This is a genomic window from Mycolicibacterium parafortuitum (assembly GCF_010725485.1).
GTDB lineage: Bacteria > Actinomycetota > Actinomycetes > Mycobacteriales > Mycobacteriaceae > Mycobacterium.
The window spans coordinates 144,373-161,522 of the sequence record NZ_AP022598.1; the positions used below are offsets into that span (position 1 = coordinate 144,373).

General features: G+C 67.4%; 15 protein-coding genes. 4 read left to right on the plus strand and 11 right to left on the minus strand.

The window, feature by feature from the left end:
* Positions 1-235: 235 nt before the first annotated feature.
* The 3 genes from NTM_RS00650 to NTM_RS00660 form a co-directional block, all read right to left on the minus strand.
* Positions 236-604, minus strand: coding sequence for an Rv1352/Rv1906c domain-containing protein (locus NTM_RS00650; protein ID WP_163765133.1), 369 nt, complete (start codon positions 602-604; stop codon positions 236-238).
* 51 nt (positions 605-655) lie between these two features.
* Positions 656-856, minus strand: a complete 201-nt coding sequence (locus NTM_RS00655; RefSeq protein ID WP_163765134.1) for a hypothetical protein — start codon at positions 854-856, stop codon at positions 656-658.
* A 424-nt stretch (positions 857-1,280) separates the two neighbouring features.
* On the minus strand, positions 1,281-4,019 hold the full coding sequence (locus NTM_RS00660; RefSeq protein WP_163765135.1) for a helix-turn-helix transcriptional regulator: 2,739 nt from the start codon (positions 4,017-4,019) through the stop codon (positions 1,281-1,283).
* A gap of 173 nt (positions 4,020-4,192) precedes the next feature.
* Between NTM_RS00660 and mdlC the strand changes: the two genes are divergently transcribed.
* Genes mdlC through NTM_RS00675 form a run of 3 tightly spaced genes read left to right on the plus strand, consistent with a single transcriptional unit; the run spans position 4,193 to position 8,063 of the window.
* Complete coding sequence (mdlC, locus tag NTM_RS00665) at positions 4,193-5,809, plus strand: benzoylformate decarboxylase (RefSeq protein ID WP_163765136.1); 1,617 nt, start codon at positions 4,193-4,195, stop codon at positions 5,807-5,809.
* A gap of 3 nt (positions 5,810-5,812) precedes the next feature.
* Positions 5,813-6,217, plus strand: coding sequence for a tautomerase family protein (locus NTM_RS00670; protein WP_163765137.1), 405 nt, complete (start codon positions 5,813-5,815; stop codon positions 6,215-6,217).
* Entirely contained in the window at positions 6,210-8,063 is a 1,854-nt protein-coding gene (locus NTM_RS00675) for an FAD-linked oxidase C-terminal domain-containing protein (protein ID WP_163765138.1), read from the plus strand. Before NTM_RS00670 ends, NTM_RS00675 begins: the two co-directional genes overlap by 8 nt.
* 118 nt (positions 8,064-8,181) lie before the next feature.
* On the opposite strand, the gene groL is transcribed toward NTM_RS00675, so the two are convergent.
* Complete coding sequence (gene groL, locus NTM_RS00680) at positions 8,182-9,807, minus strand: chaperonin GroEL (RefSeq protein WP_163765139.1); 1,626 nt, start codon at positions 9,805-9,807, stop codon at positions 8,182-8,184.
* 94 nt (positions 9,808-9,901) lie between these two features.
* Positions 9,902-10,204 (minus strand): co-chaperone GroES, encoded by a 303-nt coding sequence (gene groES / locus NTM_RS00685; RefSeq protein WP_003929249.1) that lies wholly within the window; start codon positions 10,202-10,204, stop codon positions 9,902-9,904.
* Positions 10,205-10,561: 357 nt separating this feature from the next.
* Here groES and NTM_RS00690 point away from each other — a divergent pair, with 357 nt between their 5' ends.
* Entirely contained in the window at positions 10,562-12,340 is a 1,779-nt protein-coding gene (locus NTM_RS00690) for an HNH endonuclease signature motif containing protein (RefSeq protein ID WP_163765140.1), read from the plus strand.
* A gap of 7 nt (positions 12,341-12,347) precedes the next feature.
* On the opposite strand, the gene tsaD is transcribed toward NTM_RS00690, so the two are convergent.
* Genes tsaD through alr form a run of 6 tightly spaced genes read right to left on the minus strand, consistent with a single transcriptional unit; the run spans position 12,348 to position 17,117 of the window.
* A complete protein-coding gene (tsaD, locus tag NTM_RS00695; RefSeq protein ID WP_104862979.1) occupies positions 12,348-13,370 on the minus strand; it encodes a tRNA (adenosine(37)-N6)-threonylcarbamoyltransferase complex transferase subunit TsaD in 1,023 nt (340 codons plus the stop codon).
* Positions 13,367-13,819 carry a ribosomal protein S18-alanine N-acetyltransferase gene (rimI, locus tag NTM_RS00700; protein ID WP_104862978.1) on the minus strand — a complete coding sequence of 151 codons (453 nt, stop codon included), beginning with the start codon at positions 13,817-13,819 and terminating at the stop codon, positions 13,367-13,369. Before rimI ends, tsaD begins: the two co-directional genes overlap by 4 nt.
* Positions 13,816-14,448, minus strand: coding sequence for a tRNA (adenosine(37)-N6)-threonylcarbamoyltransferase complex dimerization subunit type 1 TsaB (gene tsaB, locus NTM_RS00705; RefSeq protein ID WP_083146889.1), 633 nt, complete (start codon positions 14,446-14,448; stop codon positions 13,816-13,818). The genes rimI and tsaB overlap by 4 nt, the downstream gene beginning before the upstream one ends.
* Complete coding sequence (gene tsaE / locus NTM_RS00710) at positions 14,445-14,909, minus strand: tRNA (adenosine(37)-N6)-threonylcarbamoyltransferase complex ATPase subunit type 1 TsaE (RefSeq protein WP_083146876.1); 465 nt, start codon at positions 14,907-14,909, stop codon at positions 14,445-14,447. The genes tsaB and tsaE overlap by 4 nt, the downstream gene beginning before the upstream one ends.
* Complete coding sequence (locus tag NTM_RS00715) at positions 14,902-15,990, minus strand: alpha/beta fold hydrolase (protein ID WP_083146877.1); 1,089 nt, start codon at positions 15,988-15,990, stop codon at positions 14,902-14,904. Before NTM_RS00715 ends, tsaE begins: the two co-directional genes overlap by 8 nt.
* Positions 15,987-17,117, minus strand: a complete 1,131-nt coding sequence (gene alr / locus NTM_RS00720; protein ID WP_232079585.1) for an alanine racemase — start codon at positions 17,115-17,117, stop codon at positions 15,987-15,989. Before alr ends, NTM_RS00715 begins: the two co-directional genes overlap by 4 nt.
* Positions 17,118-17,150: the final 33 nt, after the last annotated feature.

Genomic DNA, 17,150 nt, shown 5'->3' on the forward strand with positions numbered 1-17,150 from the left:
TTCCTGGTATGGGCACCTGGGTGATGGTCCGGCGCCCTTTAATGACGAAAGGCAGCGACCTGATGGTCACTGCCTGGGCTCCGGGAGGATGCGTGCTTAACGCTGCGCTTTATCGGCTCCGCCCGGAGCCTCGATAAAGCGCCAGTAGTCGGCACGCTGGATGTTCACGTCGACGAGGGTATACCGGCTCCGTCGTGCGGGCAAACCGCTCGCTGCCGGGGGCCGGCAAACCGGGCTAAGGAACGCGCACCCAGGGTGCGCAATTCCGCGATTCGAAGGCCTTCACCGTCGAGTTGATGTTCGCGTACATCGGACCCATCGAGATGTTCGTCGAGACGACGTTGTCCTTGTTGGTGTCCGGGGTGCTGTAGGTGAACCACAGGCACATCGAATCCTGGGTCGGCACGTCGTTGATCCAGACACCGAAGACCGATGCCGTCCCGTCCGTCCGGTAGAGCCCGGGGCTGATGTCCGGACCCACGAGGAAGAACCCGTTACCCGGAATCGGATCGATCGGGGCGGCGCCGGCCTGCGGCACGGGTGCACCCACAACCGCGACGGCGCACAGAGAAACAATTGCGTGACAGCGTCGCGATCCGGTCATGCCTGCTCACCTGCCTGTGCGATCTCACACGCAGGTTAGGCGTTTCGGCGGCTAGATACAGACGAATCCGCTGACCAGACCACTGGGATCGGTCGCGGTGACGCATGCATCGACGCTGCGGTTGAAGTCGGCTCCCGCCCACTTGCCGACGGGTCCGTGCCCGGGGCCGCGTCCCCAGTGTTTCCAATCGTCGTGATGAGGCTTGTCGGTGCTGATGTCGACACCCGGAGTAATGGGCGCCGCGTTCGCCACAGCCGCTCCTACCCCGCTCCCCAGCCCGAGCCCGATTGCCAGTACCGCACCAGCAAAAAGCCGACCCCGATTCGTGATCCTCTTTTCTCCCATAACGTTTCAGCCTACTGCTTAAGCAAGTTAATTTCATCGACCGCTAATTGACGTGCGCGGCAATGAAATTGGAGCTCTCTAAGGTCTGTTCTCAATCATGTTGTAGCGCAATCGCTTCGACGTCCGGCGGCTTATCCGGTCGGCGAGGTCCGGTGCCCGATCTTGTCCGGCGTCTCCAGCGGCACCCTGGTGCGACGTTCAGGAACAGGCTGAACCATCCGATGGTGACGATGTACTTACGGGTGAGCGTGGGCCCGAATCGGACCAGCAGAGCCTGCAGCGTGTCGTCGATCAGGGTCGCGCGTGATGGCCATGGCCGTCATCCTCGGGTTCATCCCCTTGGATGCCGCCTCAGCTCGCGCCGAGAGGACACTCCGAGTTTGGCGAAGATCTTGCTCAGGTGCCATTCCACTGTCCGGGGACTGATGAACAGGTGGCTGGCGATCTCGGAGTTGCTATAGCCGTCTCCCGCCAGTCTCGCGATGTAGCTTTCCTGCGTCGTCAGGGTCACCGTCGACGTGCTGCCACGCTCGTCCTGCATGGGCTCGCCTGCTGCCGCGAGTTCGCGGCGCGTCCGCTCGGCGAAGCCGTCGGCCCCCATATCGGTGAAAATCTCGTGAGCGATGCGCAACTGCCGGCGGGCGTCGGTTCGCCGGTTCTGACGTCGCAGCCACTCGCCGTAGACGAGGTGCGTGCGGGCGCAATACACGACGACGGGGCTACGCCGCAGGTTCGCTACTGCTACTTCGTACTCGGCTCCGGCGTTCTGACCATCATCGATGAGTGCCCTGCAACGGGCCGCGAGACCCAATGCGCTGTCCGAGCCACTGGCCTCCGCCCGCTCCGCGAGTTCGTCGAGCGCCGCTTCGGCCGCACCACGCTGGCCGCATCTGATCGCCGCCTCGACCATCTCGACCAGGATGTAGCCGCGCAGCGCGATATCGTCGTACTCCAACGCCGAGCTACATGCGGCGAATGCCTTGTCGTACTGGCGAAGTCCGGTGTGAAGGATCGCCGATGCGAAGTGTGCCTGGGCAATTGCACTGCCCTCGCCGCGTTCGGTCGCCTCCTTGACCGTCGCCTGCACGATCTCCCCGCACAGCCGCTCCTGTCCGCGGTATGCGGCGAGATACGCCTCGACCGAGCGGTGGGGTGGCGTGCCCGTCGCTTCGGCTATGGACCTGGACTGCTCGACCAGCGCAGCGGCCTGCTCGAAGTCGCCAGTGTTGACACATGCGCCCGCGTTGGTGGTCAGAACGTTGGGAAGGGCCGTCAATTCACCTGCCGCGGTCAGCAATTCAAGCTGACGGCGGCTCAAGGCGTTATAGGTGGCCTCTTCGAATCGTTCCAGCAGGACACGCAGTGCGATCAGATGCCATCGCGGATCGGCAGTGCCCGCCTTGTCGTCGTCCAGGTACGCGGTGATGGCACGCTTCAGCATCGGAGCCGCGGCGACATATCCTTCGGTGAGTCTGACCACCGTCCCGTCCAGCAACAGGTCGACCGCTCTGGGCGGTCCTGACAACCTGGGGGCGTTGCGCGCTGCCTCCGCAACGGCTACCGCTGTGGAGAACCGGCCGACGATCGCCGCCGCCATCAGGGCTTCGAGATAGGTCTCCCGCGCGAGCGCGGGATCGAGGTCGCGAAGTCGTTCAGCAGCCGCCAGCAGTAACGGGGGCGCGTCGCTGCCACGGTTGGTGGCGAAGGCGATCTTGGCGCGCACCAGATCCGCTCGCACACCGAGTAGTTCGTCATCAGCGCCGGTTACCGCCTCCAGTAGTCGGGCTGCGGCCTCTGGGTCACCCGCCTCCAGCTTGGACAGGGCCGCCGCCAGTGCCCGCTCGGCACGACGGACAGGGTCCGGTGTGAGTTCGACGGCATATGCCAAGAACGCTGCCGCCGCGGCACTTCCACCCCGGCGCCGCGCCCGCTCCGCTGATTGCACCAGCTCCACGGCCACACCTTCGCTGGGTGCCTCTGTGGCATGGGCGTGGTGCCAGGCGCGATGCTCATCCGCAAGCCGGCCCGAGATCACGTCGGCCAGTGCCGCGTGCGCCTGCCGCCGCTGCGATGGGACGGCGTCGCGATATATCGCCGAACGCACGAGCGGATGGCGAAATCGGAGTCTGGTGTCTACGCTCACCAGGCCGCTCCGCTCCGCCGGGACACCGGCGTCCGCTCCGATTCCGAGCCGCGCGGCGGCGGCCCACAACCATGATGGTTCCCCGGTGGGCTCGGCGGCTGCCAGGAGCAGAAGCATCCGCGTCTGCGACGGCAGTTCGCGCAGCCGCTGACCGTAGGTCTGCTCGATCCGCGCCGCCAGGGGCTTGGCCGCCGTGAGTCCGTACCCGCCCGCCAACTGTGCCCGCGGCAGCGCACGGTTCAATTCGAGCAGCGCCAGCGGATTGCCGTCCGCTTCGGACAATATGTTGTCGCGAACGATGTCGTCGAGGCGGGCGGGCATCATCGAGGAGAGCAGTACCCGGGCATCGGCATCGGTGAGGCCGCCGAGATGCATTTGGGGCAGCGCGGCCAGCTCCTGCTCGGCCTGCAGGTCACGCGCGGCGAAGATCATCGCAACGGGGTCGGCGGAGAGTCGGCGTCCGGCGAACGCGAGCGCCTGGAGCGAGGCGCGATCAACCCACTGCGCGTCGTCGATAAGGCAGATCGTGGGCCGCTGCGCCCCCGCGTCTGCGAGCAGCGATAACACCGCCAGACTCACCATGAGACGATCCGGTGCCGCGCCGTCACGAAGACCGAATGCCACCTGAAGCGCGTTCTTCTGTGGGCCGGGTAACCGGTCGAGAGAACCCAGCAGTGGGGCACACAGTTGCTGAACCCCGGCGTAGGCGAGTTCCATCTCTGATTCGGCACCGCTGAGCGTGATGACGCGCAGGTCTGCGGCTCGATCGCGGACGTCCCGCAGCAACGCGGTCTTGCCGATACCGGCTGCACCCCGAAGGACCAGAACCGCGCTTCCGCCGCCGCGGACGCGGTCGATCAATGCGGCGAGCTGCTGCTGCTCGGCGCGCCGACCCACCAGTGTGTCGCGTCCGGCGTCGCCGACCATGCGGTGATCTTGACATGGCGACTCGACCACGGCAGCCGAAGTGCCCTGCGGCTTTGCACCGACCCCGTGCTCCCGGGTGTTCACCGACCCGTGGTTTGTACGGGGTGAGCATCGCCGGCCGTGGGATGGGATGTGGGCAGAAGTCCGCAGCGATATTCCGAAGGGTTGTGAAGATGGCCGATAACAAGTCCGTCCATGAGGTGACGTATGACTTGCTCCGCTCACTGGGGTTGACCACGGTGTTCGGCAATCCCGGGTCGACCGAGCAGACCTTCCTGCAGAACTTCCCCGACGACTTCACCTACGTTCTGGGATTGCAGGAAGCCTCGGTGCTGGCGATGGCCGACGGCTTCGCCCAGTCCACCGGCAAGCCGGCACTGGTGAATCTGCACACCGCCGCAGGCACAGGCAACGCCATGGGCAGCCTGGTAGCGGCCTACCGGGCCAACACTCCGCTGATCGTCACCGCAGGTCAGCAGACCCGCGAGATGTCGATCGTCGACCCCTACCTGAACAACCCGGATGCGACGGTGCTGCCTCAGCCGTGGGTGAAGTGGGCTTATGAGCCGTCCCGCGCCGAGGATGTCCCCGCGGCATTCATGCGGGCCTACGCGGTGGCGATGCAACCGCCGACCGGTCCGGTGTTTCTGTCCATCCCGCTGGACGACTGGAACAAGCCGGCGCTCGGACCGGCCGTGGTCCGGTCGGTGAGCCACCGCGTGCAGCCGGATGCCGAGCGGTTGCGCGAGTTCGCCGCGCGGATCAGTCGGGCGCAGCGACCCATGTTGGTCCTCGGTCCCGAGGTTGATCGCGCCGGCGCCTGGGATGCCGGTGTCGCTTTCGCCGAGAAGCTGCGCGCACCGGTGCGCGGCGGCCCGTTGGCGCCACGGTGCTCGTTTCCGGAGGATCACCCCCTCTACGCCGGCCCACTGCCCCTGACGATCGCCGGTGTCAGCCAGGCCGTGGAGGGCTTCGATCTCGTCATCGTCATTGGCGCGCAGGTCTTCAGTTACTACCCGTACGTCGCGGGCGATTATCTGCCGGCGGGAACCGACCTTTTGCAGATCACCGTCGATCCGCACCTCGCCGCGGTCGCGCCGGTAGGCGACAGCCTGGTCGGCGACATGAAGACCGTCCTGGAGCAACTCCTCGACCTCGTTGAGGTGCCGGCCGACCGGCACGCCCCACAGGGACTGAGTCGAGATTTCAGCGCCGAGCTGCCCGTGGCGTCCGCTCCGCTGCTGCCCAACGACGTCTACGCGGTACTGAGCTCGGTCAAACCGGATGACGCGGCGGTCGTCATGGAGTCCACCTCCACCTTGGCGGACCTCATCCAGTGGTGGCCCACCCGGCGCACGGGCAGCTTCTTCGCCACCGGAAGCGGAGGTATCGGCTGGGGTGTCCCCGCAGCAGTCGGTATCGCCCTCGGCGACCGGGCTCGCGGCATGCAGCGACCCATCGTCGCCTCGATAGGCGACGGTTCGTTCCAGTACTCCATTCAGGCGATCTGGACTGCTGCACAGCACAAACTTCCGATCGTTTTCGTGGTCCAGCGCAACGGCGAGTACTGCGTGTTGAAGTCCTTCGCCCTTCTCGAGGAGACGCCCAATGTCCCCGGTCTCGACCTGCCGGATCTCGACATAGCAGCGCTGACAAAGGGTTTCGGGTGCCGGACGGCCACGGTAAGCAGCACAGGAGAGCTCGCCCAGGAGTTCAAGGCCGCCCTGGAAGCCGACGGGCCCACGGTCCTCGTCGTGCCGACACAGCCACACCTGCCGGTTCTGGGCTGAGCGATGCCGGTCTACACGTGCACCACCGTGCAGTCGGCACTGAGCGCCGACACCAAGGCTGATCTGGCCGCAGAGGTGACCCGAATCCACTCGATGATCAACCACGTTCCCGGCACGTATGTGAACGTCGTCTTCCATGAATTGCCGTTGGACGACGTCTACACCGACGGGCAGCCTGCACAACCGCTGTTGATCAACGGTTGGGTGCGCACCGGACATCCGGAAGCCCAAAGTAGCCAACTGGTCGCCGAAGTCGCCGCGGCGGCGTCACGGATAACCGGCATCCCTGCCAAGCGGGTCCTCGTCGTCATTCAGAACAGCCCCGCTCATCTGGCCATCGAAGGCGGCCGGGTGCTGCCGGCCCCCGGGGAAGAAGAAGCATGGTTACGAGAGCACAACGATGACTGAGATATCTACGCGCACTGGGCAAGTCGAGGATTTCGCCGCAGCGGTCGCCGCGCATGGCGACATCACCACCGACGAGGGCGTCCTCACCGAACGCGGCCGCGACTACTGGGGCGACGGAGGAATGGCGAGCCTGCTGGTGCGTCCCCACGGCCGCGACGACGTTGCCGCGATCATGCGCCTGGCCTCCGAGCACGGCGTCGCGGTTGTGCCACGCGGCGGCGCGTCGAACTGCTCTGGCGGAATGATGCCTGCCGCAGGCAGGGTACTGCTGGATCTCACCGGCCTGAATCAGATCCTCGACATCGACGCCGAGAATCGCCGCGCCCGGGTCGAAACCGGTGTTGTCAATTCCGATCTGCAAACGGCCTTGGCTCCGCACGGGTTGTGTTTCTCACCCGATCCGGTCTCGGCGCACCTGGCGACCATCGGCGGGAACATCATCGAAAACGCCGGTGGCCCCCACGCGCTGAAGTACGGCGTCACGTATAACCATGTCCTGAGCGTCAACGTGGTCCTGCCCGACGGATCGACGGTCACCTTCAGCGCCGACGACGAAGGCCCAGACCTCCTCGGTGTCCTGATCGGATCAGAAGGGACGCTTGGAATCATCACCGAGGCAACCGTCGCCCTGCGCCCGATCGCCGACGTCACGCACAGCCTGATGGGTGCGTTCGCCTCCGCGCGGGAGGCCGCCGACACCATCGCTGCAGTGATCGCCACCGGCGTGGTGCCGGCAGCCGTCGAGTGGTTGGACCGCGCAGGTATCGCAGGGCTGCAGCAGTTCTATGACACCGGCTATCCGCTGGACGCCGATTCAATAGTGCTCATCGACGTGGACGGAACAGCAGCGGAGGTGGAGCGAGATCAGGCCATCGTGGAACGGGTGTTAGGCGAGCGGGCGACCGAGGTCCGAGTCGCCGAGGACGACAAAGACCGCGCCGCATTGTGGTACGGCCGCCTCAACGCCCCCAACTCAGTGGTGCAGAGCGGCAAGGGCTTCTTCATCGGGGATGTCACCGTGCCCCGCGACCGGATACCCGAGATGCAAGAAGCCATTCAGTCCATCGCCGCACGCCATTCCGACGGCCTCCTGTTCATTGCGGTATGCGGCCACGCGGGCGACGGCGACCTGCACCCCACGACGTTTTACGACAAGGAGAATCCACTGGCGGCATCCGCTCTGGAAGCGGCGAACAACGAGATCATCGACGCCGCACTCGATCTGGGCGGCACCATCACCGGTGAGCACGGCGTCGGCACCGAAAAGATCCCGTTCATGACAAAACGCTTCACCTCAGTGGAGATTGCCGCACAACGGTCGATCAAGAAGGCGTTCGATCCTGCCGGACTGCTCAACCCCGGCATCATGCTGCCCGACGTATCCGACGAAGAGCCCGATACCGCCATCTTCGGCGCCGCCGTGCGCGACGCCCTGACGCGAAGCATCACTTTCGATCCGAACGCCGCGCTCACCGTCGGTGACAACACCGACGTCACCATCAACCTCGGCAACCTGAGTCTTGTCGTCGGCGCAGACACCACCATTGAGGCACTCAACCGCCACCTGGACGAGCATGGGGTGACGTGCCCTGCCGTGCCGACCGCCGGCCCGGAACGGACCATCGGAGAACTCGTCGCGACCGCGACCGGGACCGAACGAGAGGGCATCAGGCACGCCCTACTCGGCGCCGACGTGACCATCATCGACGGACAAACTCGCGCGCGCGTCGGCGCCGAAACCATGAAAGATGTTGCCGGATACGACACCAAACGGCTTTACATCAGCGCCCGCGGCGCCTTCGGCGCACTCGAAACCCTCATATTCAAGATCTCGGTAAAAGCGTGATCCGAAACGCCAAGGACGCTGCCGCGTTTCGTCCCGACAACCGTGGCGAGGCGCCGCCGCCCTAGCACGGAATCACCCCCGGTGAAGTTCTCACCGGGGGTGTTCCATTCAGCACTTCCTAGTGGTGGTGATGACCGTGGCCGTGGCCGTGGCCGTCATCCTCCGGCTCCGCCGGCTTGTCGACGACCGCGGTCTCGGTGGTCAGGATCATCCGCGCCACCGACGCCGCGTTGACGACCGCCGACCGGGTGACCTTCACCGGGTCGATGACGCCGTCGGCGATCAGATCGCCGTACTCCAGGGTCGCGGCGTTGAAGCCCTGCCCCGCCGGCAGCTCGGAGACCTTGTTCACCACAACCGAGCCGTCCAGGCCGGCGTTGGTGGCGATCCAGTACAGCGGCGACGACAGCGCGGAGGCGAACACCTCGACGCCGAGCAGCTCGTCACCCTTGAGCTCCGAACGCAGCTTGTCCAGTGCGGTACGGGCCTGCACCAGAGCCGCGCCGCCGCCGACGACGATGCCCTCCTCGACCGCTGCCTTGGCGGCGGCCACGGCGTCCTCGACGGCTTCCTTGCGCTTCTTCAGGTCCGTCTCGGTCGCAGCGCCGACCTTGATCACGGCGACGCCACCGGCCAGCTTGGCCAGGCGCTCTTCGAGCTTCTCGCGATCCCAGTCGGAGTCGGAGACCTCGATCTCGGCACGCAGCTGGGCCTTGCGGGCCTCGATGGCGTCCCGGGTTCCGCCGCCGTCGACGATCACGGTGCTGTCCTTGTCGACGACGACGCGACGCGCCGTGCCGAGGACATCCAGACCTGACTCACGCAGCAGCAGGCCCACGTCGGGGTTGACGACCTGGCCGCCGGTGACGATCGCGAGGTCGTCCAGGAACGCCTTGCGGCGGTCGCCGAAGAACGGCGCCTTGACCGCGACGGCCTTGAGCGTCTTACGGATGGCGTTGACGACCAGCGTCGAAAGCGCCTCACCCTCAACGTCTTCGGCCACGATCAGCAGCGGCTTGCCGGCCTCGGCGACCTTCTCCAGCAGCGGGAGCAGGTCAGGCAGCGAGCTGATCTTCTCGCGGTGCAGCAGCACCAGCGCGTCTTCGAGGACCGCTTCCTGCGAATCGAAGTCGGTGACGAAGTAGGCCGACAGGTAGCCCTTGTCGAAGCCGACGCCCTCGGTGACCTCCAGATAGGTCTCCAGCGTCGACGATTCCTCGACGGTCACGACACCGTCGTTGCCGACCTTGGTCATCGCCTCGCCGACGAGCTCGCCGACCAGCTCGTCACGCGACGAGACGGTGGCGACCTGGCCGATCGCGTTCGCGTCCTTGACCGGGGTGGCCGAGGCCAGCAGGGCCTCCGACACGGCGTCGGCGGCCTTGGAGATGCCCGCGCCCAGCGCGATCGGGTTCGCCCCGGCGGCGACGTTGCGCAGGCCGGCCTTGACGAGCGCCTGGGCCAGCACGGTTGCGGTGGTGGTGCCGTCGCCGGCGACGTCGTTGGTCTTGGTCGCGACGGACTTGACCAGCTGTGCGCCGAGGTTCTCGAAAGGATCCTCGAGGTCGATGTCACGCGCGATGGTCACGCCGTCGTTGGTGACGGTCGGCCCGCCCCAGGACTTGGCGAGAACCACATGGCGGCCACGGGGACCCAGCGTCACCTTGACCGCGTCGGCGAGCTTGTCGACACCGACCTCCATGGCGCGACGCGCGGTTTCGTTGAATTCGATCTGCTTACTCATGAATGTCTTTCCCTAGGGACGGGTGGGTGGAACGCGCACCGCCCCGGACATCACCCGTATGTACGGGAACGTCCGGGGCGGAACACGATTCGCTCTACTTGGAGACGACAGCCAGCACGTCGCGGGCCGACAGGATCAGGTACTCCTCGCCGTTGTACTTGATCTCGGTGCCGCCGTACTTGCTGTAGATGACCACGTCGCCCTCCGACACGTCCAGAGGAATCCGCTTCTCGCCATCCTCATCCCAGCGGCCGGGGCCAACTGCGACGACGGTGCCTTCCTGCGGCTTCTCCTTGGCGGTGTCGGGGATGACCAGACCGGAAGCGGTCGTGGTCTCGGCCTCGTTGGCCTGAACGAGGATCTTGTCCTCGAGTGGCTTGATGTTCACGCTCGCCACGATGGAGCCCCTTCACTCGATTTAGGTGTGTGTACTCGGTGGCCGACTCTTCCCTCGCGCCGTCGTCGCGGGTGCCGACACGGGGGTGGACCGACCTGCCGCCTAGCACTCTATACAGGAGAGTGCTAGCACTCAAGGCTGGGGTGGCACACTTCTTCCGTCAGCGAACATTCCCGCTGGCTATCCGCGCAGCGAATATCAGTCTCGCGCCGCGTGCCGATCCCCAGTGTGCGGTGTCGGATGCGGTCGACGCCAGGGAATCGGCGGCTTCGGGTCGGTTATCCACACATCCGAATCGATCCCCCACCGGGGTTTTCGGGTCCGGAGATGTCACCCCGCCCCGGTAATATCGCACACATGTTCGAAGTGTCGGTGGCCGAGCCCGAGAGTCTTGCCGGGCTCTCCGATGCCGACCTGATCGACGCGGCGCGGGCAGCGGGCCGGGCCGAGAATGCGGTGTGCGCACGCAAGCTGGCGGTGATGGCCGAACTGTTCGGCCGCCGGGTCGACCTCGCCCCGGAGGAGCGGCTGTACTGGTGGATCGATCCGCAGGCCGCGGTCACCGCCGAGATCGCCGCGGCGTATCGGATCACCCAAAGCTTGGCGCTGCACCAGACCTACCGCGCCGTCGTCCTCCGGGACCGGCTGCCGCGGGTGGGGGCGCTGTTTCTGGCCGGGACGATCGGCGAGATGCTGGTGCGCGCGATCATCACCCGCACCGACCTGATCACCGACCCGGCCCTGATCGCCGCCGTCGATGCCGAACTCGCCGAGGCGGTCACCGGGTGGGGGCCGTTGTCGGTGAAAGCCACCCAAGCCCACATCGACGAGATCGTCGAACGCCACGACCCGGACGCGGTACGCAAATCCCGCGACGCCGAGATCGGACCAGCCCTGGAATTCGGTGCCCCCACCGACGCGCCCGGGTTCACCACCATCTGGTCGCGGGTCTTCGACGGCGACGCCGCCGCCGGCTGGCGCACCCTGACCGCAATGGCCTACAGCGTCTGCGACGCCGACCCCCGCACCCTCGACCAGCGCCGCAAGGACGCCTGGGCCGCGCTGCTGCACGGCATCACCAGCCTGGCCTGTCGCTGCGGCAACACCGACTGTGAAGCCGCCATCAACCCCCGGCCCGTCCCCGAAGTCATCGTCTACGCCCTCACCGACCACACCACCACAAACACCGAACCCGCGGCGCGTGCCGAACTGCGCGACGATCCGCCCGCCGACACCGAGGGTGACGAGCCGCAGCCCGAGGAAGCCGTTCGGGCCGAAGTGCCACGGGAAGGCGATGACGCCGACGCCGATGAGCGGCCGGAGCCCGACCAGCCCGCAGCACTGGACCGTCCCGCCCCGCCCGCCGACGAGCCGAGCGTCGAGGAAACCACCCCGTCCAAGGAGTCGAGGGAAGGCGCAGACACCGACAGCGGCGCCGCGGCCGACGAGCAGCCCGCCCCGCCCGCTCAGCCCTCCCCGCCCGCGCCCGCGCCGCGGCGCAGCGCCCCGGTCCTGCTGCCCGGCCGGTCGGGCTATGTCTTCGGGTCCGGGTTCCTACCCGCCCCGTTCTTCGACACCATGCTCAACAGCGCCAAGATCCGCGAAATCATCCACCCCGGCCACACCGCACCAGAGCCGCGCTACACCCCCTCAGCCGCCCTCGCCGAGTTCGTCCGCTGCCGCGACCTGACCTGTCGCTTCCCCGGCTGCGACAAACCCGCCACCACCGCCGACATCGACCACACCGTCCCCCACCCGGTCGGGCCCACCCACGCCTCAAACCTGAAGACACTGTGCCGTTTCCACCATTTGCTGAAGACTTTCTGGGCCGGGCCCGGCGGTTGGAAAGACCGCCAACACCCCGACGGCACCATCGTGTGGACCTCACCAACCGGACACACCTACACCACCCACCCCGGCAGCCGACTCCTGTTCCCGGCACTGTGCAAACCCACCGGCACCCTCTGGACCGGCGACCCACCCCACGTGCCACACAGCGACAACCGCGCAGCGATGATGCCGCGCCGCACCCGCACACGCGCACAAAGCCGCACCGCCTACATCACCCGCGAACGCCAACACAACGCCGACCAACGCGGTGACACACCCCGCGGCAACGACCCACCACCCTTCTGACGGGCGGTCAGGCGACCTGGCCCTGCACCACCGGAAGACCGGGATCACTTGCCGCGTCCAACGGAGACGGTGCGGCGCCTGCCGCGATCAGATGCGCGGCGAACGAGGCGATCATCGCGCCGTTGTCGGTACACAGCCGGGGCCGCGGAATCCGTAACGTCATCCCGGCCTCCTGGCACCGCTGCTCCGCCAGTTCGCGCAGCCGCGAATTCGCCGCCACACCACCGGCGATCAACAGCGTCGACACGCCCAGATCCTTCGCCGCCCGAACGGCCTTCGCCGTCAGCACATCGGCCACCGCCTCCTGGAAACCCGCCGCGACATCAGCCTGCGACGCCTCCGGATGGCTCTCCACATACCGCGCCACCGCCGTCTTCAGCCCCGAGAAACTGAACGCATACGGATCGTCTCGCGGACCTGTCATCCCGCGCGGGAACACGATCGCCTTCGGATCCCCTTCGCGCGCAAGCTCGTCCAGCACCCGGCCGCCCGGATACCCGAGCCCCAGCAGCCGCGCGATCTTGTCGTACGCCTCACCGGCCGCATCATCGACCGTCGACCCCAACTCCACGATCGGCTCCCCCAGCGACCGGACATGCAGCAGGTTCGTGTGCCCGCCCGAGACAAGCAAGCCGATACTCTCCGGCAGCGGACCATGGTCGTACACGTCTGCCGCCAGATGCCCGCCCAGATGGTTCACCGCATAGAACGGCACCTGCCACGCGGCCGAATAGGCCTTCGCCGCAGCCACTCCCACCAACAGCGCCCCGGCCAGACCTGGCCCGATCGTCGCCGCGACCACGTCCGGCCTCTCGATTCCGGCCGTGTCCAGCGCGCGTCGCATCGTCGGCCCCAGCGCCTCCAGATGCGCCCTCGACGCGATCTCCGGAACCACCCCGCCGAAGCGCGCGTGTTCGTCCACACTCGAGGCGACCTCATCGGCCAGCAACCTCACCGAACCGTCGTCGCCCAACTCGGCGATACCGACTCCCGTTTCGTCACAGGAACTCTCGATGGCAAGGATGATCATCGCCGCTCCCGCTTCATCGTGTACGCATCCGCGCCGCTGACTCGGTAGTACCGCTTGCGAACGCCCATCTTCTCGAAACCTTCACTCTCGTACAGCGCGATCGCCGCCGCGTTGTCGGTCCGCACCTCAAGGAAGATCGCGCCGTGGTCGGCGTAATCGAAAAGTCGGTGCAGCAGCTGCCTGCCGATCCCGTGCCCCTGATACGCCGGATCGACACCGATCGTGTGGACCTCGTACTCGTACGGCTTGAATCGCCCCAACCGCGCGATCCCCGCGTACCCCACCAGCTTGTCGTCAACCCGAGCGCCGACATAGTGGTTGTGTTTCGCCGCGAGTTCCGCCAGGAATGCCCGCTCCGGCCATGGATCGTCCCCATCGAACAGCTGGGATTCCAGTTCCGCGCATCGTGCCGCATCGGCCGGCCTCAGCGGTCCGTACTCAACATTCACCGCTTCACCGCCTGCGACGGCTTCGCATCGGGACGGCGTAGATACAGCGGTACGAGCGGCTCCGGCTCGGCGGACCAATCCGCCACGGCGGCAACCAGTCCCGCGGTGGTCGGGTAGACCGGTGCCAGCCTCGGCAGGTCGAACAGCGCAGCGTGGTCGATCGATCCCGCGACCGCTTCCGCCCCGGCGGGCACATCGCCCGGCGCGTTGACCGCGGGCCCGTCGAATCGGCGCCCGTCCCGATACCGCGCCCAGTACACCTCGCGACGACGGGCATCGGTCACCACCAGCACGTCACCGGTGGTCCCCACAGCGATGGCGTCCAGGCTGCACACACCGTGCACCGGAAGGCCCAGCGCGTGTCCGAACGCCGCCGCCGTCGCCATCCCGACCCGCAACCCGGTGAACGGGCCCGGCCCGCACCCGACCACCACCGCGTCGAGCTGCTCTACCCCGACACCCGCCTCACCCAGCGCCCCGACGATGTTCGGGGTCAGCTGTTCGGCGTGGGCGCGCGCGTCCACCGTGACGTGCTCGGCAAGCACCGCGAGTGCATCGTCGTCGACGCGGACCACGCCTGCCGTCACCGCCGGCGTCGCGGTGTCCAGCGCCAGCACCAGCCGCGTCACGGCCGGCTCCACTGCCAGATCGCGGTGCGCGCGTCCGTGTCGGCGCAGCGCTCCAGCCGGATGTCGAGATGGTTGTCCGACAGCCGCTCGGCCACACCCTCACCCCATTCGACGACCACGACCGCGTCGTCCAGATCGGTATCCAGATCAAGTGAGTCCAGTTCGGCCAGCAGGTCCACCGAGGACTCGTCGAGCAGCCGGTACAGGTCGACGTGCACCATCGCCGGTGCCCCCTCCCGTCGGGCGCGATGCACCCGCGCCAGCACGAACGTCGGCGAGACCACCGGGCCCTCGACGTCGAGCGCCTGAGCGATCCCCTTGGCCAGCACAGTTTTCCCCGCGCCCAGCGGGCCTGAGAGCACGACGACGTCCCCGGCGCGCAGCTCCCGGCCCAACGAGTCGCCGAGCGCGATCGTGTCCTCGGGGGTGAGCAGTTCGGCGGTGCCGCTGCGATCAGCCATTCGACCGCACCCGCTCTTTGACCCGGCGGGTCAGCGCGACCAGTTTCGACGGCGTCGCCCGCTCCACCAACCGCACCAGCGCGTCGTCGATCAGGTCGGGGTGCTCCAGTTGGACGAGATGTCCTGCGCCGCCGACGATCACGAGTTCACACTTGTCCAACGCATCGGCCATCTCCTGTGAGTATTCCATCGGTGTCAGCAGGTCGCGGTCGCCGCACGCCACCATGGTCGGAATCTTGTTCAACGTCTCCAGCCCGGCGGTCTCGTCGTGCACCTCGAGGGCGTGGAGGAACTCGACGAGCGTGGTGATCGGAGTGTCGTGCATCATCCGTTCGGAGAACGCGACCACACTCGGGCTGATCTTCTCGTCCCCGTAGGACGCCGCGCGCAGGATCGGCCCGATGACGGAGCGGGCCGCGCCACGCCCCCGGTGCATCATCCTCGGCGCGTATCGGGCTCCGAACCGCACCGCCTCCAGCGCGGGGTTCTTCAGGATCTCGCCCAGCGGGGAGCGCGAAACACCTTCGGCCGCCGAGGAGATGAGTGCGGCGCCGACGATACGGGTCGGGTAGCGCTTCGGGTACTGCCGCGCATGCGAGAGCACGGTCATTCCGCCCATCGAGTGGCCGACCAGCACCACCGGACCCTTCGGCGCCATCACCGCGAGCACGCTCTCCAGGTCCTGGCCGAGTTGTTCGACCGTGTAGGTCTCCGGTGGCGCCTCACCCGACTGACCGTGCCCGCGCTGGTCGTAGAACACCATGCGGACCTGATCGCCCCACTGCTCGGTGAGGCGGGCGCGCTGGAAATGGAACGACCCCATCCGAAGACAGAACCCGTGCGCGAAGACCACGGTCAGCGGCGCCTCCTGCGGCCCCACCTCGCGCACCGCCAGCGGCACCCCGTCGGGTGTGGTCACCACGCAGCTGCGGTCGGCGTCGAGCAGCTCGAAATCCTCGTCCCGGTAGGGGTCGTCCTCGGTGAGCCTGCGCCGCAACGACCGCGCCGCCGTCACCCCGGCAGCTGAGCCGACCGCTACCACACCCGCCGCCCCGGCCAGCCATCCCGCGCCGCGGCTCACGGCTGCCCACCTCCGACGTACCGGCGCACGATCCGTCCGCGCGGGCTCGTCACCACCTCATAGTTGATGGTGCCCAACACATCCGCCCAATCCTGCGCGGTCGGCTCACCGTCGGCACCGGGCCCGAACAGGATCGCGTCGTCGCCCTCGGAGACGTCCGTCGCGCCAGGTCCGAGGTCCACGACGAACTGGTCCATGCACACCCGCCCGACGTTCGGGTAACGCCTGCCGTTGATCGCCACCTCGAACCGGTTGCTCAACAGCCGGAACACCCCGTCGGCGTAGCCCGCGGGGATCACCGCCAAGGTGGTGTCACGGTCGGCGATCCAGGTGTGCCCGTACGAGACCCCGTCTCCGGCATGCACCGAACGGACCTTCGCGACAGGGCATTTCAGCGTCATCGCCGGCCGCAGACCCATGTCGCCGCGCTCCGGGATCGGCGTCTGCCCGTACACCGCGATACCGGGGCGCACCATGTCGAACGCCAGATCCGGCCTGGTCAACGCCGCCGGCGAATTGCACAGGTGCACAACGTCGTACGCGATACCCGCACCCCGGGCCGTGGCGGCCATCTCGGTCAAGCGACGGGCCTGCTCGTCGTTGAACGGATGATCCGGCACGTCGCCGTGCGCGAGGTGCGACATCAGGCCGCGCACCGTCACCGCACCGTCGCGCAGGGCGCGCGCCAACGCGGCCAGGACGTCCGGGTATTCGTCCGGGCTGACGCCGTTGCGACTCAGACCGGTGTCTGCTTTGACGGTCACCACCGCGGTGCGGCCGGTGCGTGCCGCGGCATCGAGCAGGTCGTGCACCTGCCGCAGGGACGACACCGCGACCTCGATGTCGGCCTGCAACGCGGGCGCGAAGTCGGTGCCGGGCGGATGCAGCCAGCACAGGATCGGCGCGGTGATCCCGTCCCGGCGCAGTGCGAGCGCCTCGTCGACCGTGACGACCCCGAGAGCGGCGGCTCCCGCGGCCAGCGCGGCCCGGGCCACCGGGGCGGCGCCGTGGCCGTAACCGTCGGCCTTGACCACGGCCATCACCGCGGCCGAACCCACGCTGTCGCGCACCACACCCACGTTGTGGGCGATGGCGTCGAGGTCGATCACCGCGCTGGGTGTGTTCATGAGCCTGTTCTCGGTAGTGGTCACCGCCCCCGA